24 protein-coding genes are annotated in these 20,336 nt (G+C 41.0%); 6 read left to right on the top strand and 18 right to left on the bottom strand.

Annotation, left to right across the window (positions count from 1 at the left end; translation table 11 throughout):
• Positions 1–129: 129 nt before the first annotated feature.
• Together QSJ46_RS06995 and rpmG are read right to left on the bottom strand one after the other, a co-directional pair.
• Positions 130–690 (bottom strand): 5-formyltetrahydrofolate cyclo-ligase, encoded by a 561-nt coding sequence (locus QSJ46_RS06995; protein WP_285604503.1) that lies wholly within the window; start codon positions 688–690, stop codon positions 130–132.
• Between the two features lie 48 nt (positions 691–738).
• On the bottom strand, positions 739–888 hold the full coding sequence (rpmG, locus tag QSJ46_RS06990) for a 50S ribosomal protein L33 (RefSeq protein ID WP_008360061.1): 150 nt from the start codon (positions 886–888) through the stop codon (positions 739–741).
• A gap of 413 nt (positions 889–1,301) precedes the next feature.
• On the opposite strand from rpmG, the gene QSJ46_RS06985 reads away from it, so the two are divergent.
• Together QSJ46_RS06985 and QSJ46_RS06980 are read left to right on the top strand one after the other, a co-directional pair.
• A complete protein-coding gene (locus tag QSJ46_RS06985) occupies positions 1,302–1,649 on the top strand; it encodes a hypothetical protein (protein WP_024422989.1) in 348 nt (115 codons plus the stop codon).
• Positions 1,646–2,146: an endolytic transglycosylase MltG gene (locus QSJ46_RS06980; RefSeq protein ID WP_039179985.1), complete on the top strand. Its 501-nt coding sequence runs from the start codon at positions 1,646–1,648 to the stop codon at positions 2,144–2,146. The genes QSJ46_RS06985 and QSJ46_RS06980 overlap by 4 nt, the downstream gene beginning before the upstream one ends.
• Positions 2,147–2,187: 41 nt before the next feature.
• Here the strand turns inward: QSJ46_RS06980 and pstB (QSJ46_RS06975) are convergent, their stop codons facing one another.
• The 9 genes from pstB (QSJ46_RS06975) to QSJ46_RS06935 all read right to left on the bottom strand — a co-directional run bounded on the left by pstB (QSJ46_RS06975) (position 2,188) and on the right by QSJ46_RS06935 (position 11,786).
• A complete protein-coding gene (gene pstB, locus QSJ46_RS06975) occupies positions 2,188–2,970 on the bottom strand; it encodes a phosphate ABC transporter ATP-binding protein PstB (RefSeq protein WP_039179987.1) in 783 nt (260 codons plus the stop codon).
• A gap of 15 nt (positions 2,971–2,985) precedes the next feature.
• Entirely contained in the window at positions 2,986–3,798 is an 813-nt protein-coding gene (gene pstB / locus QSJ46_RS06970; RefSeq protein ID WP_483298729.1) for a phosphate ABC transporter ATP-binding protein PstB, read from the bottom strand.
• A gap of 23 nt (positions 3,799–3,821) precedes the next feature.
• Complete coding sequence (gene pstA, locus QSJ46_RS06965) at positions 3,822–4,706, bottom strand: phosphate ABC transporter permease PstA (RefSeq protein ID WP_039179988.1); 885 nt, start codon at positions 4,704–4,706, stop codon at positions 3,822–3,824.
• Positions 4,706–5,632: a phosphate ABC transporter permease subunit PstC gene (gene pstC, locus QSJ46_RS06960; protein WP_047202305.1), complete on the bottom strand. Its 927-nt coding sequence runs from the start codon at positions 5,630–5,632 to the stop codon at positions 4,706–4,708. Before pstC ends, pstA begins: the two co-directional genes overlap by 1 nt.
• 79 nt (positions 5,633–5,711) lie before the next feature.
• The gene (locus QSJ46_RS06955; protein ID WP_047202306.1) at positions 5,712–6,629 is read right to left on the bottom strand and encodes a phosphate ABC transporter substrate-binding protein; all 918 of its coding nucleotides are present in this window, start codon (positions 6,627–6,629) and stop codon (positions 5,712–5,714) included.
• Between the two features lie 214 nt (positions 6,630–6,843).
• Complete coding sequence (locus QSJ46_RS06950; protein WP_047202377.1) at positions 6,844–8,979, bottom strand: peptidoglycan D,D-transpeptidase FtsI family protein; 2,136 nt, start codon at positions 8,977–8,979, stop codon at positions 6,844–6,846.
• 122 nt (positions 8,980–9,101) lie between these two features.
• Positions 9,102–10,388 (bottom strand): MFS transporter, encoded by a 1,287-nt coding sequence (locus QSJ46_RS06945; RefSeq protein ID WP_047202307.1) that lies wholly within the window; start codon positions 10,386–10,388, stop codon positions 9,102–9,104.
• Between the two features lie 121 nt (positions 10,389–10,509).
• The gene (sodA, locus tag QSJ46_RS06940; RefSeq protein WP_007501264.1) at positions 10,510–11,118 is read right to left on the bottom strand and encodes a superoxide dismutase SodA; all 609 of its coding nucleotides are present in this window, start codon (positions 11,116–11,118) and stop codon (positions 10,510–10,512) included.
• A gap of 182 nt (positions 11,119–11,300) precedes the next feature.
• On the bottom strand, positions 11,301–11,786 hold the full coding sequence (locus QSJ46_RS06935) for a DUF456 domain-containing protein (protein WP_039180001.1): 486 nt from the start codon (positions 11,784–11,786) through the stop codon (positions 11,301–11,303).
• Between the two features lie 145 nt (positions 11,787–11,931).
• Here QSJ46_RS06935 and QSJ46_RS06930 point away from each other — a divergent pair, with 145 nt between their 5' ends.
• Positions 11,932–12,690 (top strand): DUF1189 domain-containing protein, encoded by a 759-nt coding sequence (locus tag QSJ46_RS06930; RefSeq protein WP_041117993.1) that lies wholly within the window; start codon positions 11,932–11,934, stop codon positions 12,688–12,690.
• 56 nt (positions 12,691–12,746) lie between these two features.
• Here QSJ46_RS06930 and QSJ46_RS06925 read toward each other — a convergent pair whose 3' ends face one another.
• Entirely contained in the window at positions 12,747–13,292 is a 546-nt protein-coding gene (locus tag QSJ46_RS06925) for a GNAT family N-acetyltransferase (protein ID WP_047202309.1), read from the bottom strand.
• A gap of 198 nt (positions 13,293–13,490) precedes the next feature.
• Between QSJ46_RS06925 and QSJ46_RS06920 the strand changes: the two genes are divergently transcribed.
• Both QSJ46_RS06920 and ispG read left to right on the top strand, forming a co-directional pair.
• On the top strand, positions 13,491–13,793 hold the full coding sequence (locus tag QSJ46_RS06920) for a hypothetical protein (protein ID WP_039180007.1): 303 nt from the start codon (positions 13,491–13,493) through the stop codon (positions 13,791–13,793).
• 105 nt (positions 13,794–13,898) lie between these two features.
• Positions 13,899–15,014, top strand: coding sequence for a flavodoxin-dependent (E)-4-hydroxy-3-methylbut-2-enyl-diphosphate synthase (ispG, locus tag QSJ46_RS06915; protein WP_024423001.1), 1,116 nt, complete (start codon positions 13,899–13,901; stop codon positions 15,012–15,014).
• Positions 15,015–15,057: 43 nt separating this feature from the next.
• Here ispG and QSJ46_RS06910 read toward each other — a convergent pair whose 3' ends face one another.
• Positions 15,058–15,420 (bottom strand): DUF308 domain-containing protein, encoded by a 363-nt coding sequence (locus tag QSJ46_RS06910; protein ID WP_039180010.1) that lies wholly within the window; start codon positions 15,418–15,420, stop codon positions 15,058–15,060.
• Between the two features lie 139 nt (positions 15,421–15,559).
• Here QSJ46_RS06910 and QSJ46_RS06905 point away from each other — a divergent pair, with 139 nt between their 5' ends.
• Positions 15,560–16,138: a 5' nucleotidase, NT5C type gene (locus QSJ46_RS06905; protein ID WP_285604501.1), complete on the top strand. Its 579-nt coding sequence runs from the start codon at positions 15,560–15,562 to the stop codon at positions 16,136–16,138.
• A gap of 19 nt (positions 16,139–16,157) precedes the next feature.
• On the opposite strand, the gene QSJ46_RS06900 is transcribed toward QSJ46_RS06905, so the two are convergent.
• The 5 genes from QSJ46_RS06900 to QSJ46_RS06880 all read right to left on the bottom strand — a co-directional run bounded on the left by QSJ46_RS06900 (position 16,158) and on the right by QSJ46_RS06880 (position 20,271).
• On the bottom strand, positions 16,158–17,075 hold the full coding sequence (locus tag QSJ46_RS06900; RefSeq protein WP_107163354.1) for an ROK family protein: 918 nt from the start codon (positions 17,073–17,075) through the stop codon (positions 16,158–16,160).
• A 136-nt stretch (positions 17,076–17,211) separates the two neighbouring features.
• Positions 17,212–17,640 carry a zinc uptake transcriptional repressor Zur gene (zur, locus tag QSJ46_RS06895; RefSeq protein ID WP_003217433.1) on the bottom strand — a complete coding sequence of 143 codons (429 nt, stop codon included), beginning with the start codon at positions 17,638–17,640 and terminating at the stop codon, positions 17,212–17,214.
• A complete protein-coding gene (locus tag QSJ46_RS06890) occupies positions 17,618–18,478 on the bottom strand; it encodes a metal ABC transporter permease (protein WP_285604500.1) in 861 nt (286 codons plus the stop codon). The genes zur and QSJ46_RS06890 overlap by 23 nt, the downstream gene beginning before the upstream one ends.
• Entirely contained in the window at positions 18,478–19,254 is a 777-nt protein-coding gene (locus QSJ46_RS06885) for a metal ABC transporter ATP-binding protein (RefSeq protein WP_024423006.1), read from the bottom strand. The genes QSJ46_RS06890 and QSJ46_RS06885 overlap by 1 nt, the downstream gene beginning before the upstream one ends.
• A 135-nt stretch (positions 19,255–19,389) precedes the next feature.
• Positions 19,390–20,271, bottom strand: a complete 882-nt coding sequence (locus QSJ46_RS06880) for a YitT family protein (protein WP_047202313.1) — start codon at positions 20,269–20,271, stop codon at positions 19,390–19,392.
• Between the last annotated feature and the right edge of the window lie 65 nt (positions 20,272–20,336).

The following is a 20,336-nucleotide window of genomic DNA, read 5'->3' as shown; positions in this document are numbered from 1 at the left end:
CATATCCCCCCGTCAGCTAAAATGCTTTTTAATGAAAAATGTTGATCGCTATCGTTCATGTGACTTTTGATCACAAACAAGACCTTCGCTCAACACAAAAAGCCCGTTCATACGTATAAGCAGCGGACTTTATTTTTGATATAAGATACCTTTCTCACTGACCATGATGAAGACCGGGATGTCGTGCGTTTCAACCGGAATATGCTCGGTTTGCTGTACTGTCAAACAAAGGGCAAGCGTATCGCCGTGATAGTCAGCTAAGTAGCGGTCATAATAGCCGCCCCCATATCCGATACGGTAACCTTGTCGATCAAAGCACACCCCAGGCACAATGATCAAATCGATTGATTCTTTAGATGCAGCGGCCGACGCCATAGGGTCGGGCTCCAATAGCCCAAAGTAGCGGGATATCATCTTCGTTTCCGGTGTATATTTATAAAACGTCATCTCTTTTGTTTCCGGAAAACAGGTGGGTACACATACTGTTTTCCCCTCCTGCCATGCTTTTTCAATGAGAGGCATTGTCGGTACCTCTTTTCCTCTAGACATGGTGAGTGCAATCGTATTTGCTTGTTTCCATGCTGGCAGCTGAAACAAGTGCTCATGAAGTAAAGCGGTGCTTCGCTCGAATTCCTCAGCACTCATCTGATCCAGCTTGGCTAATGTTTGAAGGCGGAGTTCCTTTTTCACACAGATCATCTCCCATCATAAAAAAACAGCAGGAAAATTCCCTGCTGCTTACTTTGTTTCACGATGTAAAGTTTGTTTTTTATCACGTGAGCAATACTTTTTGAATTCAACGCGATCTGGATTGTTTCGCTTATTCTTTTTAGTAATATAGTTACGCTCACCGCATTCAGTGCAAGCTAGAGTAATATTTACGCGCATGTTTTTCCCTCCAAACTAAAATCAATTCACATTCAGACCTAACTATAATACCACTTCTAGCTTAGGAATGCTAGAATGTTTTTTCACCAATTTCAATTTCAGTGCAATCCGTCTACGTTCTGATCTATATCGCACGGTCATTTTATGAAAAATGGCCTGCTCCCCTATAAAACGTCAATCTTTGTCGTACTGTATACGTGAGAAACCCTCTTTTATTTTGACAGCGAGCAAGATTTTCATACTCGTTTTTCATTTAAAAAGAAAAAAGATGAAGAAAAGGTGATTTTTTCAGCAATTCCTTTTGAAACTAGCTTTTTTATGGTATAAAAAAGAAGGGTCGAAAACTGTCTGAAACAATCATGAAAGCCTTTTATGGTTTTCAGCATTAAAATATGAATAAAAGGTGATGAAACATGGAAATTGCAATTATCGGATTGCTTGTTGTCAGTATCGTACTGATCGCATTCTCATATTTTCAAAGAGAGCCGATTAAAGAAGTCGAGCAGGAACTTGAAACACTTCAACTATCTGCAATGCAAGAAATCTATAAACTGAAAAAGAAAATGAAGGTTCTTGAAGAAGAATTGCTTGAAACAAACATCGTCGTCCGCAAACATTCAGAAATTGATCCATCTATCGCAAGACAAATCATTTCAAAGCATCAAAATGGCATGTCTCCTGAGGCCATTGCGCGTGCTGAGCATGTATCTGTAGATGAAGTCAACATGATCATTAAAGACAACGAGAAGGTGCTTGTATGACGAAAAAAAGCATCCAAACGTTTGCGGCAGGTATGATTCTTGCAACTGGTGTTCTGGCAATCGTTTTTTTCCTCACTGGAAAAGATGAAGCGACGGCTGATACGACCACAAAAGAAACGCTCGCAGCGAAAGTAACAGACACTGACGTGAAAAACTATTTAGACTCTAAAAAAGAAGTCTCCGTCAGCCGTGAAACATATCAGCAGCTTCTTGATTATAAAGAAAAAGCACTGAAAGCAAATGAAGACGGCGATTCTAAAAATGATAAACAAACATCAGACAAGCCTAAAGGCAAATCGGTCAAATTCGTTATTAAAAACGGGATGAGCACAAGTGATGTTTCAGACATGCTTGAAAAGGACGGAATCATCAACTCGTCTAAAGATTTTAATGATTACGTGATTGACGCCGGCTACCATAAAGAAATTCGTGCAGGCAAGTTCAATTTAAAAACAGGGATGACGTTCAAACAAATCGTCAAAGCCTTAACAAAATAACAATAAAAATCCCTGGCGGCGCTGACCTCCAGGGATTTTTATTATCCAAATCGACCAGATATATAATCATTTGTTCTTTGATCATTTGGCTCAGAGAACATCACATTTGTATCATTGATCTCAACAAGCTCCCCCATTAAGAAGAAGGCTGTTCTATCTGATACCCTGGCCGCTTGCTGCATATTATGCGTCACAATGGCAATCGTGTATTTCTCTTTTAATTTCATAATCAATTCTTCAATCTTTAATGTTGAGACAGGATCAAGCGCTGATGTTGGTTCATCCATTAATAAGATGTCTGGGCTTGTGGCAATAGCCCTTGCGATACAAAGACGCTGCTGCTGACCGCCGGAAAGACCTAATGCAGGCGCACTTAATCGATCCTTCACTTCATCCCAAAGGGCAACATCACGAAGCGCTTTTTCAGCGATTTCTTTCAATTGCTGCTTGCTCTTCACCCCGTGAATTCTTGGCCCATAGACGACATTATCAAAGATAGATTGAGGGAATGGGTTCCCTTTTTGAAAGACCATGCCGACGTTTTTACGCAGTTCCACTAGATCGACGCGGCCTTTTAAAATATTGTCACCGTTATACATCATATCCCCGGTGATTTTCACACCTGGGACTGTTTTGACCATGAGATTTAAGGTCTTGATAAACGTTGACTTTCCGCAGCCGGACGGACCGATAATTGCTGTGACTTCATGCTCTCTTATGTCTAAATCAATATGCTTCAGTGCGTGATGCTGTCCATACCAAAGGTTCATATCATTCACACGAAACACTTCTTTTTTTGCTGTTTCAGTTGCTACTGCATTCATCAAAATCCACCCGCCTTATCCAAATCGACCATTGATATAGTCTTCTGTTTTTTGCTGCGCAGGACGTGTAAAGATACGTTCAGTGGCATCATATTCTACTAGATCACCGTTTAGGAAAAAGGCCGTATGATCAGATACACGTAACGCTTGCTGCATGTTGTGAGTCACAATGACGATCGAATAATCATTTTTCAAATCTGATAATAACTCTTCAATTTTTGCATTTGAGATCGGGTCTAGGGCAGAAGCAGGTTCATCTAATAAAAGAACGCTAGGTTTCATCGCAAGTGTACGTGCAATACAAAGGCGCTGCTGCTGACCGCCGGATAATGACAAAGCTGAGCGGTGCAGACGATCTTTGACCTCATCCCAAAGCGCTGCTTTTGTTAAGCTTTCCTCTACCGCATCATCAAGCACTGATTTTCTTTTTTCTCCCGCATACTTTAATGCATGGGTAATGTTATTGTAGATCGATTTAGGAAATGGGTTTGGTTTTTGGAAAACCATGCCGATTTCTCTTCGTAAATTCACCACATTAATGCGGTCATCCAAAATATTGAGCCCTTCGTACATGATCGCCCCTTCACTTCTCGCACCTGGGATCAAGTCGTTCATGCGGTTAATGCTGCGTAAAAAGGTTGATTTCCCGCAGCCAGATGGGCCGATTAATGCGGTAATTGCGTTCTTCTCAATTTCAAATGAAATGTGATTGACCGCTTTTTTTTCCCCATAATAAATGCTTAAATCCTGCACCTGTAAAATCTGTTCTGCTTGAAGTGGAGCCTTTTTTGCTGCAATCTCTTTTTTTTCTGCTAGCATTTGAACCATATCCCCTTCACACCTTTCTCACATTATTTTGACGTAAGCTTCTTATGAATAAATGAACCAAGCCATCTAGCTGCTAAGTTGAATACTAAAACTGAAAGCACAAGTACGGCTGATGCACCATTTGCAATGGCCTCCGCATCTGGAATGATTCCTTGTGTATTGACGTTCCATATATGAACGGCTAATGTTTCTGCCGGTCTAAAAATATTCAGCGGTGACGTATCAGAAAATGGACTCCAGTTTGTAAAATCTAGACGCGGTGTGGTGAGACCTGCTGTGAAAAGAAGCGCTGCTGCCTCACCGAAGACTCTTCCTGATGCTAAAATCGCACCGGTAATAATAGAAGGAATCGCACCTGGAATTAGGACCGTCTTCACTGTATGCCATTTCGTCACACCAAGCGCTAGTGATGCTTCCTTTTGATCCTTCGGTACAGAGCGAAGCGCGTCTTCTGTCACCCTGACCATCACTGGCAGGTTAAACACCGTGAGCGCAAGAGCTCCTCCGATGATTGTATAGCCCCAGCCTGTTAAATTGACAAACATGAGTAAACCAAACATACCAATGACAATAGAAGGAAGTGAAGACAGCACTTCAATACATGTGCGGATAAAATCAGTGACTTTGTTTTGAGGCGCATATTCAGCCATGTACACTCCGCCGCCGACACCAAGTGGTACTGTGATCAGCATTGTAATAAACAAAATGTAAAACGAGTTAAACAGTTGGTCCCTAATGCCGCCGCCAGAGCCAATCGCACTTGAGCGAGTTGTCAAAAAGTCAAAATTTAATTCTTTTGCACCGTTGAAAATGATATAAGAAAACAAACCAACTAGGATCGCCGTAATAATGGCGGCACATAATCCAAAAACAATCGTGGCAAAACGATCGGTCATTTTGCTATTCATTAAATCTTCCTCCTAGACGACAAGTATCTGATAATGAGTATGAACATAAACGATACAACTAGAAGGACAAGCCCCATTGACCAAAGTGTATTGTTCTCAACACTTCCATACGTTGTGTGACCCATGTTTAACGTAATAATGGTTGTTAATGTACCAGCTGTATCCATAATGCTCTCTGGTAAATTACGTGTGTTTCCAATGACCATTTGAACGGCAAGGGCTTCTCCAAATGCTCTCGCCATCCCAAGAACGACAGCTGTCATTAATGTTGGAAGAGCTGCTGGTACAAGCACACGTCTAATCGTTTGCCATCTTGTTGCGCCAAGTGCATACGATCCCTCACGTAAGCTTTTTGGAAGGGAAGCCATTGCATCAGTTGCAATAGATGTAACGGTTGGCAGAATCATAATAGACAGGACAATCGTTCCTGCTAACACGCTATGCCCTGAGCCGCTTGACTTGAAATGTCCGATAAACGGCACCAATACTGTAAGACCTATGAATCCGTAAACAACGGATGGAATCCCTACAAGCAATTCAATGACTGGCTGGAGAATTTTCCGGCCCCATGCAGGTGCAATTTCTGTCATAAAGATCGCTCCTGCGATGCCTAGCGGCGCTGCAATGAGTGCCGATAGAAGCGTGACGGCGATCGATCCAAAGATAAAAGGAAATGCGCCGTACTCTGGGTTTTCTGCTGTTGGGTTCCAATTGATACTGGTTAAGAACTCAATTGGGCTTACACCATTTACGATGAAAGATTGTAAACCCTTAATGCCAAGGAAGATGGTGATGGCGATGGATACTGCAATCATTAAGAATGCGCAGAATCTCACCAAAATACTTCCTCTTACTTCATCCATTTGCCTATTTTTCTTCGAGCTGATCAGCCGATCGCTCGCTTCTGTATGTTCTATCTGCTTCATCTTTTTCTACACTCCTATGAATGTCATAAAAGGAAAAGTGAAATGCTCCACTTTTCCTTCATCAGCAATTCAAGACCTCTTACTTATCTGATTGTTTGCCTGCTGCGTCTCTTTCTACTTTCATATTAGAGACTGAGATGTAGCCTTGGTCTTTAACGATTTCTTTTTGTACTTCGTCACTCATAAGGTAATCTAAGAATTGTTTTGCTAGACCTTCCGGCTCACCTTTTGTGTAAGAGTGCTCGTATGCCCAAATTGTATATTTACCGCTTTCTACATTGCTTTCTTCTGGTTTCACACCATCAATGCTAAGCGGTGTAATTTTGTCATCTGTTAAATAAGAGAATGCTAGGTATCCAATTGCACCTGGTGTTTCTGCAATCAGTTTTTTCACTGTGTTTGAAGAATCTTCTGTGATTCCTTCTGCAGGTGTTGCACCATCAAGTGCATATTTCACAAATGTTGCACGAGTTCCTGAAGAATCAGGTCTGTTGACAAGCGTGATTTTTTGGTCTTTCCCGCCAAGCTCTTTCCAGTTTTTGATTTTACCAGTGAAGATTTTTTTCAATTCGTCCTTTGTGATGTCTTTGACACCCACTTCAGGGTTTACAGCTGCGGCCATTCCAACCACTGCTACTTTGTGGTCTTTTAAAGCTTTTGCGTCGATTCCATCTTTCTCTTCAGCGAATACATCTGAGTTACCAATTTGTACAGATCCTTCTGAAACTTGAGAAAGTCCTGTTCCTGAACCGCCGGCTTGTACTTGAATATCGGCTTTTGGATGTTTATCCATGAATTTTTCTGCTGCCGCAAGAACTAAAGGCTGCATCGCAGATGATCCTGAGATGGTAATGGAACCTGATGCCTCATCTTTGTTTGAAGCATTTCCTTTACTGTCTTTTGAATCTCCGCTTGAGCTGCTGTTTCCGCATGCTGTGACGAATGCTAACAATGCGATAGTAAGGAAAGTAAGCAGCCATAATTTGTTCTTTTTCATTTCAAGAATACCCCCTGAATAATTTGTCCTACGAGTAATACATTAAAGGTTCTTTATTAATTTCGTTTAAATGGAATGTTAAGGTTTTGTAAATGTCGAAGTTTTGTAGAGAAATTGCGGCGTTTTTTATGAATTTTGTCAATTTATATCGTAATTTTTGAAGAAAACGTAAAAAAACGCCCACAAAAAGTGAGCGTTTTTACCTATGAAAGGTCTAGTTATTTGTTTCTGCTTCATTTTCAATTTTGTTTTTGTTTTTCGCCTGTGTATCATTGCTTTCCTGTTTTGATTTCAGTTCAAAGTACTTGTCTAATACTTGTTCCCCAATATCGTTTGTAATTGGATAGCGCTGGTTGTAGTCTTGATACACCCACGGGACGACAACGGAAATGGCCACTTCAGGATTATCAGCAGGCGCGTATGCAACAAGAGTTGTGTTATACGTCGGTGTACCGCGCTTGCTTTTAATTGGACCGTCATAGAATGATTGAGCGGTTCCTGTTTTGCCAGCTGGATTATACTTTTTGTTGCCAAAGTTTGAATAAGCTGTCCCTCTTGGGTTCTGCATCACAAGCTTGAATCCTTGCTGGACACGCTTGATTTGATCACTTGTCATGTCTAGCTTATTCAATACATCCGGTTTGACGGATTCTGTCACAGCTCCAATGCCGCGCTGCGGATCTGGCTCTCTCACTTCTTTGACAAGCTGCGGACGTAAACGATACCCGCCATTTGCAATGGTTGAAACGTATTGCGCCATTTGCAGCGGTGTAAACGTATCATACTGTCCAATCGCATAGTCAAGTAGGAGACCCGATTGTGTAGACGTTCCTCTGTAGCCCGTTGCCTCGTTTGGCAGGTCAATACCAGTTTTGACGCCAAGGCCAAATTTACTGAAATTGTAGCGGAACGTATCAAATGCTTTCGGATCAATTGGGAGCGGCTGATTCTTACGATATTCGCTTTTCCCAATAGCGATCGCTGTTTTGAACATATACACGTTTGATGAACGCTCTAGTGCTGTTAAATCATTAATGAGTCCCATATTTTGATAGGATTTCTTTGGCGGTGACTGGGCGATATAGAGAGGTTCATCATATTGGGTACTTCCAATATGAATAGCGCCTGTTTTATATCCGGTCAGTACCGTTGCCCCTTTTACAGCTGATCCCATCGCATATGAGGATGTCATCGTTCCTAATGAGTAGTCATCGAACTTGTATTTTCCGTTTTTGTTTGAAATCTGCTTACCCGCAACAGAGAGAACCTCTCCATTTCTCGGATCCATCATGACAACAAATGCGCGATCAAGAAGCTCAGTTCCCCCTCTTTGTTTCGCACTTCTCAAGTTCTTTTCAATAATTTTTTCAACCGCTTTTTGCAGCTGAATGTCAATTGTCAGCACAAGGTCTTTCCCGCTCTTACCTTCTGTTAACACTTTAGAGCTTGTGACATTGCCCTGTTTATCAGTTGTACTCTGTTCTTTTTCCTTTTGGCCCTGCAGGACATCTTCATATTGATATTCAAGATAGCTTTTTCCTACACGGTCATTTCGGCTGTAGCCGAGTGATAGATAATGCTCAAGAAGTGACTGCGGAAGACCCTCATCACTCGAAGACACACTGCCAAGCATACTGCGGAGCAGTCCTTTATACGGATAGCTACGTGACCAGTCTGTCGTCACATCAACACCTGGCAGCTCGTCCAAATGCTCAGAGACGTAAGCAATTTCACTTGGCTTTACATCTTCATTTTTAATAAATTGAGGCGTCAGTGCATAGCCTGCATCCATCTGCCTTTTAATAGCAAGCACTTGTAAATCTTTTTTCGTCAGTTGATTCAATTCCTTGTCTGTGATGCGTTTTAGCTGAAGCTCATATAGTTTATCATCAGAGACCTTATCGTCATCCTTTAATTCTGATTCCTTTTGAACAAGCTTTTTCGCTTCATTCGGATGCGTTAAGATCCAGAAATCTTTTTTGTCACGATCTGTGATTTTTTTCGTACTCACATGAATCATATCCGCTAATTTTGATGCCACTTTGAGCCGCTCTTCTTGTGAAGTCGTCGAGGTTCTCGTATATGTAATGGCATTTAGCGCTTTATTGCTGACAATCGTATTGTAGTTTCGATCGTAAATTTTTCCCCGCGGAGCAGATGAGCTGACATTCACATCCTCTTGTTTCTCTGCCTGCTTTTTATAATCTTCTCCATTGACAATTTGCACAAACCCGAGTCTAACGACAACGCCAGTAAAAATAATAAACGCAGCTAAAAATAATAAATTCAGCCGGATCGGAAGTGTTTTGCGCCCTTCCTTCGCGTCTTTTTTGTTTTTCTTGTTTCTCATCACATCACCTTTTCTATCAAGAAAGAAATGGCACCCCTTTTTGTGTTTAAAAGGTGCCATCATCATTTTAGCGGTTTTTCTATCATTTATCTAGAAATTTGATGTTCCATTGGTAAGAAATTTTACCTTTCTCCCTTAATAAGGTTCGTGTGAGAAACTGGCTTTTGACCGTCAGCCTCTTTCATATCAGCTGTTTTTTCTTTTAAATGAATATCTTTTACAAAATAATAAATGAGGGTATGTCCCGCCCCGAGCACAACAAGAGATGCTGGGATTCCGAGCTCATCACCTAGTAAGGTGACAGACAGCAGGAACAAAACAATCGAACTAATACGGCCGGCATTTAAAAATAGCTCTCTGACCACAATATATTCAATTCTGGCCTTTCTGGCATACCTTGCATGGCCGATGACATCATATGTTAAGGATACATAAGGAACAAGCAGGAGCGGATATCCTATCGCAATGGCTACCGCATACATCAGAAGTGAAACATAGGACAAGTGGAAAACGATTAAAAACAGGGCGCCGTATAAAATCAGCCCGCCAAGCATAATCGCCTTCTTCCGCCACTTTTTCTTAATCAAACGTGTAGCGAAGAAATAAGCAAAAAACGCAACACCTGAATTCACTAAACCAAACGTCCCGAGAGCAAGCTCACTGTTTGTTGCAATAAACACGAAGACACTGATTAAGAAGACAAAGACCCCTTCACGAAGCCCTTGAAAAAAATGAGCTGTTGTAATCCTACGCCAATTCTCGTCTGCATGGCGTTCTTTCCAAATTTGTTTGATGATAAATTTGCCTTTTGACTGCCTTCTTTTGAGGAAAAAGCTCATCACAACCGCTAATGAAAACAAAAAAAGCGATAATGTGAATATGACTGTGTAGCCTGTATCATCCGTTAACTGAGAAATGACAATGCCCGCAATGAGAGGACCGATCATGCCGGCAGTTGAAGTAAGCACCCCGAGAAACCCATTAAAGAAGTCTCTTGTTTCAGGCTCGGTGATCTCAAAGGTGAGTACGTTAAAAGCAAGCCAGTAAAAACCATAGCCGATCCCAAGGACACTTCCCAATAAAACAAGCCGTGCGGCCGCTTGTTCTCCTGCCATTAAAACAATTAAATAAAAAGCGGCTAAAAAGATGACACCGAAACGAAGGACAAACGCCCGGTCTATTTTTTTAGCGAGCCGGCCAGCAAATAAAAACGTAATGGGCTGAAGCACCACAATGGCCAAGTTATAAATCGCAAGATCTGTGAATTTCCCAGACTGTTTCCATAAGTACACATTTACAAACGTATTTGAAAGCGCAATGGCAAGTGCGTATAACCCGCCAATCGTGAGGAGGAGCAATAAATCTCTTGTAACATCCATGTCCCCGAACATTTTCTTTAATCTGCTCATACAATTCATTCTCCTTTTCTACACAATAGTCTGTCTCATCAAAAGGCAGATATGTAAAAAAAGGAGGGAAAATATAAAAAGACCTGCTTCTCTTGAAAGCAGGTCTTTTAGAATCAAATCATTATTTTGCTTCGCTGTAAAGGCGAGCTACTTCATCCCAGTTCACAACATTCCAGAATGCTGAAATGTAATCAGGACGACGGTTTTGGTAGTTTAGGTAGTAAGCATGCTCCCAAACGTCTAGTCCTAGAATAGGCGTTTTTCCTTCAGTTAAAGGAGAATCTTGGTTTGGCGTGCTTGTGATTTCAAGTTTTCCGTTGTTCACAACAAGCCATGCCCAACCAGAACCAAAGCGTCCTGCAGCTGCTGCAGCGAAATCAGATTTGAATTTTTCAAATCCGCCTAATTCTTTTTCGATTGCATCTGCAAGTTCACCAGTTGGTGCGCCGCCACCGTTTGGTGAAAGAAGCGTCCAGAATAATGAGTGGTTCGCATGTCCTCCGCCATTGTTACGTACAGCTGTACGAATGTTTTCAGGCACTGAGTTTAAGTTAGCCACTAGCTCTTCAATTGATTGATCTTCAAGAGCTGATACACCTTCGATTGCTTTGTTTAAGTTTGTTACGTATGTGTTGTGGTGTTTTGTGTGGTGAATCGTCATTGTTTCCTTGTCGATATGTGGTTCTAATGCATCGTAAGCATATGGTAATTCTGGAAGTTTAAAAGCCATGGTTAAATTCCTCCTTAAAATGTATGTACTGAAATGCTTCCTTTGTAAGTCAGCAATTCACCCTACTCAAAGAGTATCAAAAGAAACAGCTTGTTTCAACGTTATTGCTCATGTTCTGAAACATTTCAGTGTTTATTTTGTATTTAGCCCTTTAGATAAAGTTTTAAACACCCTTTTTCAACTTAGCGAAGGACATAAAATAAAAAGATGCCCAGCATCAGCGCCTGAATCAATCCTTTTGCAAAAACACCTGATACAAATCCAATTAATGAACCTAATCCGACTTTCACACTCGTCTTCAAATCTTTTTGATGAACAAGGAGCTCTGCAATGACACTCCCGAGAAATGGCCCAATAATAATTCCTGCAATGGGGATCACAAAAGGACCAGCCAATAACCCAATGGTGCTTCCCCATATAGCAGCCTTGCTGCCGCCAAAGCGCTTGACCCCAATAAGGTTTGAGACATAATCTGCCGCAAATAAGACGGCAGTAAACATCGCTTGAATGAGCCAGAACGTCAGTGTAAGCGGCTCGAAGCTAAAGAAGAAACCATATAGAATAAATCCGAGTACCATAAAGACCACACTCGGGATAATTGGATAAACCAGTCCAACAAACGCAATGATAAATGCACAGCCAATCAGTATCCAATAAAGCACGTCCAAGACCCTGCCGCCTCCTTTTTATATGCTGTATACATTATGCCTCATTCCTTCTATCTTAACCAGTGATGAGGGCCATACTTGTACTTGATGGATAGACATTGATACAATATGAGAAATAGAAAAGAATGTAGGAAGTGAATGGGTATTGAACGTATTTAATCTATTGTTAAAAGGAATTTATTCACCAAAAGATATTGCCAAAGCAAGATTTACAGGAATCGGTAAAGCGATTTTATTCATTTTTATCCTCTCAATTATCGCAGCAGTTCCGCAGGGATATCATATGAGCCAAGAGATCTCGAATGCGATGTCAGGATTTCAGCACGTGATCAAAAAAGATTTACCCGACTTTTCAATTGAAAAAGGGAAGCTTCAAGCGGATCAAAGTGCACCAATAGAAAAAGAAGAAAACGGCATTACGATCATCTTTGATCCTGCTGAAAAAATAAAAGCAAGTGAACTTGAATCAAAGCAAACAGCCATCGCTTTATTAAAGGAAAAAGCAGTGATTGCGATTGATGGGCAAATGACAGATATTCCATACCAGCTCCTTGGCGGAACGCTGACAAAAGACGAACTTGCTCGCGTCACAAATCAGAACCAAGCGATTATTATCCCTGTCATCTGTGTACTGCTATATTTATCAACTGCGGCTCTCATGTTTATTAGCGCAACATTCCTTGCGATGCTTGGTACATTTATTAAACGAATGCAGCAAAAAGAGCTGTCTTTCCAAATGCTTTGGAAGCTCTCCGCTTATTCACTCACATTAACAACGGTCTTTTTCGCTATCATGAGTGCATTAAACACGCCTGTTGCAAACTCATTTTTATTAAATTGGGTCATTAACTTTATCTTTTTATATCTTGTTGTAAAAGAAATACCTGCCAAAAAAAGCAAATGATCCATCACAATGAAAGCTCCCCCGTCTCGGAGGAGCTTTTTATGTATGTTCATGCACTAGGACTCATCTGGATGGATGATCGCAAATAAATAATGATCCTCCCACACGCCATTAATCTTTACTTTTTTACGATTTAGTCCCTCATTTTCAAAACCTGTCTTTTCAAGTACACGAATGGAACCCTTGTTACTCGGCTTTACTCCAGCCTCAATCCGGTGGAGATTCAACTCAAAAAAGGCATAGTCAATGATTAAACGAATGGCTTCTGTCATATATCCTTTTCCGCCCTGCCTTTGATCGAGTACATACCCGAGCCAAGCTCCTTCTATCGGACCTCTTACGACAGAACTTAAAGAGATCGTCCCAATTAAGGCACCTGTTTCATTTAAGAAAATACCATGCATGTATGATTCATCTTGTTCACTTCTTTGCCTACTCCGCTGAATTCGTTCAATTTGACGAGGTAACGTGAAGAAATCATCTTTGATCAAAGGTGTAAATTCCTGAAAATATGAGCGATTCTCAAGCTCTAATGTTAACAGTGATTCTGCATCATTTTCTGTTAGTGTTCTCACATATATATGCTGACTAACTTTCTTCATTAAATCTCCCCCCTTTCTTATTTTATCATAATCGTCATATGAGATTGCTCTCCTATTTACACCAACGATCCAAGCAGTTTTATTACAAGACATACTAGAACTAACTAGAACCATCCTTTCCAGCTTTTCTCCTCTTTTTGGTTCTATCATTTCAGGATATGCATAGACTGAAGTAAACTCTTAAAAGCGGTGAGTAAAATGCGGCGAATTCTTTTTTTACTAATCAGTTTGTTTGTCCTCTTTATTATCTTTTTTGATTTAAAAAATGGAACCATTCCTGTTGAGGAAAACCCAGCCGTTCCAGCAAGTGCCCTTCAAACAGCTGAGAAAAAGACATATAAGAACGTCACGGTAAAACAAGGTGAAACGGTCCTCTCCATCGTACATACAAGCAAGCCACTTGATGATGTCATTAAAGATTTCGAGGAGCTGAATCAAGGTGTGAAAGCGAACGAAATCAGAGCAGGCAGCACATATAAGTTTCCTGTCTATAAGAGATAAAACGTTAATTCCTTGTCATTCATACAAAGAGACTGTTACAATATGAACTGTAAAACACGACGTACACGGCAAAGAATTGCTTGTACACTAAGGAGCGATTGACAAGTGAGTGAAGTCACACATCGTACTAAAACGCGTCCCGTCAAAGTGGGACCTTTAACTATAGGTGGAAATAATGAGGTTGTCATTCAAAGTATGGCAACAACCAAAACACATGATGTCGAAGCGACAGTCGCTGAAATTAAACGTTTAGAAGAGGCAGGCTGTCAAATCGTGCGTGTCGCATGTCCAGATGAGCGTGCAGCAAATGCAATTGCGGACATTAAAAAACAAATTAACATCCCGCTTGTTGTGGATATTCATTTTGACTACAAGCTTGCACTGAAAGCGATTGAAGCAGGCGCAGACAAAATCCGAATCAATCCAGGAAACATCGGAAGAAGAGAAAAAGTCGAAGCTGTTGTCAAAGCAGCAAAAGAAAAAGGCATTCCAATTCGTATTGGGGTAAACGCTGGTTCATTAGAGAAAAAGATTCTTGATAAATACGGCTACCCAACTGCAGATGGTATGGTCGAAAGTGCACTGCATCACATTAAAATTCTAGAAGACCTAGACTTTCATGACATCATCGTCAGTATGAAAGCATCTGATGTAAACCTTGCAATTGAAGCATACGAAAAAGCGGCTAAAGCCTTTGATTATCCTCTTCATCTTGGGATTACAGAATCAGGTACGTTATTTGCAGGTACAGTCAAAAGTGCAGCTGGACTTGGCGCTATTTTGAATATGGGGATTGGGAACACACTCCGTATCTCATTAAGTGCTGACCCAGTTGAGGAAGTAAAAGTAGCACGTGAATTGTTGAAATCATTTGGTCTTGCATCAAATGCAGCAACTCTGATCTCCTGCCCAACTTGTGGACGAATTGAAATTGACCTTATCAGCATTGCAAATGAAGTCGAAGAATATATTTCTAAAATCAAAGCTCCGATTAAAGTAGCAGTCCTCGGCTGCGCTGTAAATGGTCCAGGTGAAGCGCGTGAAGCAGATATCGGCATCGCAGGTGCTAGAGGCGAAGGATTATTGTTCCGTAAAGGTGAAATTGTTCGTAAAGTACCTGAAGAAACAATGGTCGAAGAACTGAAAAAAGAAATCGATAAAATCGCTGAAGAACATTATGCGAAAATGGAAGCTGAAAAAGAAAAACAAGCGAATGCATAACAAAAAACGCCTGACGTCATTGTCAGGCGTTTTTCTGTCCTTGTTAAAAGAACGGGGTGATAAATATGCCTAGGATGACGGAAACAATTCCGATCCCGATTGACCACGCGCCAAGCGCATGTGCTCCTTTTCTTCTTGCAATATAACCAACGACGATTGCCGCTACCCCTAATAGCACCGGCAAGACAAATAATGAGATAATCGCAATCGCGAGTGCTGTATAGCCTATCCCCTTACTGCCCGAATCGTCACCTGCATGGTCACGTCCTCGTCTATCTTCTCGATCTCTTGATGCTTGATATGGCTCTGCAATTTCAGCAGCTGTTTCCTCTAAATAGCCATCATCATTACTAAAGTGTGTGTCGATTTCACGATCATTTCTTCTGAAATCCTCGTCTCTTTCCATGATCAATTCCCCCTTTTGGTTAATAGAAAGGAGCTTTTTTAGTATGAGCAAAAATGTCTGTTTCATGTTTGCTAAAACTTGCTGGAATTGTGAAATGATTATGTTACACTTTAAGAGTATAAAAATGAGGAGTGTGGGCATGTTACGTTTAGGAATTGATATTGATGGTACAGTGACGGCGCAGGACACTTTTGTTCCCTATTTAAACGAGTCGTTCCAATGTGCCATGACACTAGATGATATGACAGAATATGATTTGACGAAGCTTTTAAAGATTTCTCAAGAAGAATTTTGGGGCTGGATGAATGAGCATGAGCCTCTTATTTATAAACAGGCAAAGCCTGCTGAGGGTGCTAAAGAAATCCTCGACCAAATGAAGCAGCAGCACAAATTGATTTATATTACAGCAAGAAGGCAGAAGCATTCAGATATCACCTACAAGTGGTTTCAAGAACATGACGTGCATTATGATGACATTGAGCTGGTTGGCGGTCATCATAAGCTGGAAGCCGTTCAAAAGCACAAGATTGATGTATTTTTTGAAGACCATCACGGCAATGCCACAATGATTGCAAAAGAGGCAGACATCCCGGTTATACTTTTTAACTCCCCTTATAACCAGATGCCAATTGACGACAGAATTATTCGCGTAAACAACTGGCACGAAGCGTCTCAATGGATCAAACAATATGAACAAAGTCTGCAAGCTGCTTATTAAGGTAGAAAAGCCGATACGTTTAATGTATCGGCTTTTTCGATGGAGCAAGCTGCCCTTCTTTCATGAGGAAATGGTACAACGCTCCCTTCATGCCTGCCTGATTCAAGTAATAACACGTTTCCAGCTTCACCTGAATGTTCTTCCACGCAGGCAGTGTATGTAGGTGTTTCTCAATACTTGATAGTAAATCTGGTCTTGCGCTCACGCCGCCGCCAATGAGAATTTTTTCTGGATTGAGGACGGTTGCTACATTGTAAATGCCAATGGCGATTCGCTTGTACCACTGATCCACCAGTTTTTCAATGGACGGATCGTGCTTCGCCTTTTCAAAAATGTCTTGTCCGTCTATTTGTGTACTTTGCGGAATTCCTTGCTTTTCTTTATAGCTGCGAATGAGTCCAGCCGTTGAAGCGCTGCTGTTGAGTGTTGTAAATTGTCCATTGTCTGTTTCTGTCAGCATCATGCCAAATTCACCGCCGCGAAAGGAAGCCCCGCGCACAAGCTGACCACCAGCGAAAATACCACCGCCAACACCTGTGCCAAGCGTCATACAAATAAAGCTGTCACACTCTTTCGCATGGCCGCTATATTTTTCTGCGAGAGCTGCACAGTTCGCATCATTTTCCACTTCTACACGAAGAGATGTTTTCTCTTCTAAAAGTGTTTTTACATTTTGACCATTTAAGGCGATAATGGCGCCTGCAAATTCTGTAAAACCTGATTCACTGTCCACAAAGCCTGGAAGACTGATGGCGATACCCCTGACATTCTGCTTCCTTTGATAATCCCTGACCACACCCGCCATTGCTTCTAAAAACGGTTCAAGCTGCCGGCAGTTCGTCTGATAGTCACCGCTAGTGACCAGCTTTCCATCCTGATCCATTAATCCATGTTTCGTTCTCGTCCCGCCTACATCAAACACGACGTAATAAGCCACTTTTGACCCCTCCCTTTACTCCAAAAGACTCAAATTGCACGCTGTAGTACCTTGATCTCATTTTAATGAAACAGCCACTCTTTGTAAAACGTTTTCAAATGACAAAACAAAAAAGCCAGCTCCATGGCTGGCTTTTTCACGAGTGAACTTCCTTCGGTTCGCAGGAAGGACACGTTCCGTATATTTCAAATTTATGTCCGCTAATATGATAATCCTCTAAATCGGCGTCAAGCTTGTCCATAGGACAGGCATCGATTTCTTTTGTTTTCCCGCATGTAAGACAAATAAAGTGATGGTGATGATGGGAAAATGAACATTTGAAACGGAATAGTTTCTCCCCTGACAATTCCGTAGTTTCTAATATTCCAAGGTCTTCATATAGTGACAAGTTTCGATAAATTGTATCAAAGCTAAGACCCGGGTAATCTTCACTTAGTGCCGTCAGCACATTTTTAGCGGTCAAGTATTTATCAGAATCAGAAAACAATTGAAGCATATCTTCACGTTTGCTTGTATATTTGTAGCCTTTTTCCTTTAATAAATCAAGCGCTTCTTGTACGTTCATGTTGATTCCCCCTTCTGAATTTCCCAATACTAATACACCCGATTAAAATCAAAATAGACAGCATCACAATGGTTCCGCCTGGCGCTAAATCAAGATAATAGCTTAAAATCAATCCGGCTAATACCGACAATTCACCAAACAAGATCGAAAGGAAAATCGCCTGTCTAAATCCTTTGGCAATGCGGATACTTGCCGCAACAGGAAGCGTCATGAGCGCCGACACAAGCAGTGTACCGACGATACGCATCGATGCCGCAATGACAAGTGCAACGACTAAGATAAAAATAAAATGAATCCATTTTGCTGAAATACCAGAAGCCTTTGCATGCTCTTCATCAAAAGAAAGCAAAAATAATTCTTTATATAAAAGCACAACAACTAACACAACAACGAGTGAGATCCCTACAATAATCCAAAGATCGAGTCTTGACACCGCACTGACACTTCCGAACAAATAACTAAACAAATCTGTATTAAAGCCATTCGCTAGTGAAATGAAGATGACGGAGATCCCAATACCCCCAGATAAAATAATGGGAATGGCCAGCTCCTGATAATGCTTATACACGGAGCGCAGACGTTCAATAAACAATGAACCAGCAACAGAAAAAGCCATCCCTAAGTACAGCGGGCTTACCCCTGTCAAAAGGCCAAACTTTTTATCAAGAAATAGACTTGCCGCAATACCGGCAAGTGATACGTGACTGAGGGCATCTGCAATAAGCGAGAGCCTTCTGACGACAATAAATACACCAAGTAAGGGCGCAATAAAACCAATCAGTAACCCTGCGATAAACGCATTTTGTAAAAATTCATAATGAAAAAATGGAAATAGCATTATTCATGTCCCCCATGATGGTGATGGTCGTGATGAATCACTTGAATGTCATGCCCGTAAAATTGGGATAGCGCCTGATCATCCATTGAATCAAACGCTTCTGCATCCCCGTGGAAATGCAGTGTCTGATTTAAACAAGCCACATGGGTGACTTTATCGGAAACGGTGCCAACGTCGTGTGTGACGAGAATTAAAGACATTCCTTTTTCTTTGTTCAATGTTTCGAGCAGCTGATAAAAGCCTTCTACTGTCCGCTGGTCTACCCCAACTGTGGGCTCATCCAAAATGAGCAGCTTTGGCTGACTGACAAGCGCACGGGCAATAAATGCGCGCTGCTGCTGACCGCCAGATAGCTCCCCGATGTTTTGATGCTTTAAATCTTGTATACCAACTGAGCGAATGGCATCTTCCACTTGCCATTTATCCTGCTTGCTCATTCGTTTAAACAAACCAATTTTCGCGGTCAATCCGCTTGCGACGACCTCATATACAGAAGCAGGGAAACCCGTATTGAAGCTATTCGCCTTTTGAGAAACAAATCCAATTTGATCCCAGTCTCTAAATTTTGAAACAGGCGTGCCAAATAGCTTTAATTCACCTTGCTGCGGTTTAATGAGCCCAAGCAGGCATTTTAATAAGGTTGTTTTACCAGAACCATTCGGTCCAACAAGTGCTAGAAAGTTTCCTTCCTCTACTGTTAAATGAATGTGATCAATAACATTTCGCTGTCCATATGAGTACGAAATGTCCTTCATTTCAATGATTGGCTTTGCCATGAATCTTTCCACCTTTAATCAATATAAAAAGAATGATTACGATTTATACAACAAAAAGAAAATGGCTTTTGCCATTTTCTCTGTCCATACATACATTTCATTATATAAAAGAAAGATAAAAAAGTAAAATAAAAGCTAATGAATGGCTGTTTTGAACTTACCGCCTTTTGTTTCATGCGTATCCATAATCGTGATAAATGCTTGGTCATCAATTTCAAATACGATGGATTTCAGCTTTGTAATTTCAAGCCTTGTGACAACGGCGTAGATGACATCTTTTTCTTCATCTGTATAGCCGCCTTTTCCTCTCAGCTTTGTCGTTCCCCTGCCGAGTCGATGCAGAATCGCATCTGAAATTTCATCATAATAATCTGATACGATAATGACAGCTTTTGTTTCATCAAGCCCTTGAATGACAGCATCAATTGTTTTCATTGCCAAATAATATGTCATGACAGAATACATAGCCTGCTCTGGTCCGAAAACAAAGCCCGCCCAAATAAAAATGAACACATTGACGATCATAACAAACTCACCGACGGAGAAAGGGATTTTTTTCGTCAAAAGAATTCCTAAAATCTCTGTTCCATCCATTGAGCCTCCATTACGGATGACAAGTCCAACACCAAATCCAAGTAATAGCCCGCCAAATACAGTGGCTAAGATCGGCTGTGTTGTAAATGCCTCCACATGATGAAGTGAAGATTCAATCACGGCTAAGCTGACAATCCCAATCACAGTGGAAACCAGAAAGGTTTTTCCAATATGCTTGTATCCTGATATCATAAATGGAATATTTAAAATGACAACAATCGTCGCAAAATTAATAAACGGGTTATCTGTAAAGAGATAATCCAAAATAAGCGAAATGCCGATGATGCCCCCATCAATAATATTGTTTGGCACTAAAAATAATTCAATGCTGACTGCTGCACATGCAGCCCCTACTAGAATCAGGAAAATTCTCAAAATAAAATGAGGCACTGATTCCTTTCTATGCTGTTTACTATTTGCCATACGTTCTCCCTTCTACACATGTTAAATTTTCAATGAACATTTTATTCACTTTACTATTTTATCAT

This window comes from Bacillus sp. YKCMOAS1 (genome assembly GCF_030268125.1).
Classification (GTDB): domain Bacteria; phylum Bacillota; class Bacilli; order Bacillales; family Bacillaceae; genus Bacillus; species Bacillus safensis.
Note: the sequence above shows the minus strand (reverse complement) of the source record. Positions and strands in the feature narration are given on the sequence as shown.

Bases quoted from the DNA above. Each gene is read 5' to 3' on its own strand.
- QSJ46_RS06945 (WP_047202307.1), bottom strand. From the start codon at position 10,388: ATGAGCAGATTAAAGAAAATGTTCGGGGACATGGATGTTACAAGAGAT.
- QSJ46_RS06880 (WP_047202313.1), bottom strand. From the start codon at position 20,271: ATGGCAAATAGTAAACAGCATAGAAAGGAATCAGTGCCTCATTTTATT.
- QSJ46_RS06905 (WP_285604501.1), top strand. From the start codon at position 15,560: ATGTTACGTTTAGGAATTGATATTGATGGTACAGTGACGGCGCAGGAC.
- pstB (WP_483298729.1), bottom strand. From the start codon at position 3,798: ATGGTTCAAATGCTAGCAGAAAAAAAAGAGATTGCAGCAAAAAAGGCT.
- QSJ46_RS06885 (WP_024423006.1), bottom strand. From the start codon at position 19,254: ATGGCAAAGCCAATCATTGAAATGAAGGACATTTCGTACTCATATGGA.
- zur (WP_003217433.1), bottom strand. From the start codon at position 17,640: ATGAACGTACAAGAAGCGCTTGATTTATTAAAGGAAAAAGGCTACAAA.
- pstA (WP_039179988.1), bottom strand. From the start codon at position 4,706: ATGAATAGCAAAATGACCGATCGTTTTGCCACGATTGTTTTTGGATTA.
- QSJ46_RS06910 (WP_039180010.1), bottom strand. From the start codon at position 15,420: ATGGAAAGAGACGAGGATTTCAGAAGAAATGATCGTGAAATCGACACA.
- QSJ46_RS06890 (WP_285604500.1), bottom strand. From the start codon at position 18,478: ATGCTATTTCCATTTTTTCATTATGAATTTTTACAAAATGCGTTTATC.
- QSJ46_RS06955 (WP_047202306.1), bottom strand. From the start codon at position 6,629: ATGAAAAAGAACAAATTATGGCTGCTTACTTTCCTTACTATCGCATTG.
- QSJ46_RS06925 (WP_047202309.1), bottom strand. From the start codon at position 13,292: ATGAAGAAAGTTAGTCAGCATATATATGTGAGAACACTAACAGAAAAT.
- sodA (WP_007501264.1), bottom strand. From the start codon at position 11,118: ATGGCTTTTAAACTTCCAGAATTACCATATGCTTACGATGCATTAGAA.
- QSJ46_RS06920 (WP_039180007.1), top strand. From the start codon at position 13,491: ATGCGGCGAATTCTTTTTTTACTAATCAGTTTGTTTGTCCTCTTTATT.
- rpmG (WP_008360061.1), bottom strand. From the start codon at position 888: ATGCGCGTAAATATTACTCTAGCTTGCACTGAATGCGGTGAGCGTAAC.
- QSJ46_RS06980 (WP_039179985.1), top strand. From the start codon at position 1,646: ATGACGAAAAAAAGCATCCAAACGTTTGCGGCAGGTATGATTCTTGCA.
- QSJ46_RS06985 (WP_024422989.1), top strand. From the start codon at position 1,302: ATGGAAATTGCAATTATCGGATTGCTTGTTGTCAGTATCGTACTGATC.
- QSJ46_RS06950 (WP_047202377.1), bottom strand. From the start codon at position 8,979: ATGAGAAACAAGAAAAACAAAAAAGACGCGAAGGAAGGGCGCAAAACA.
- pstB (WP_039179987.1), bottom strand. From the start codon at position 2,970: ATGAATGCAGTAGCAACTGAAACAGCAAAAAAAGAAGTGTTTCGTGTG.
- pstC (WP_047202305.1), bottom strand. From the start codon at position 5,632: ATGAAGCAGATAGAACATACAGAAGCGAGCGATCGGCTGATCAGCTCG.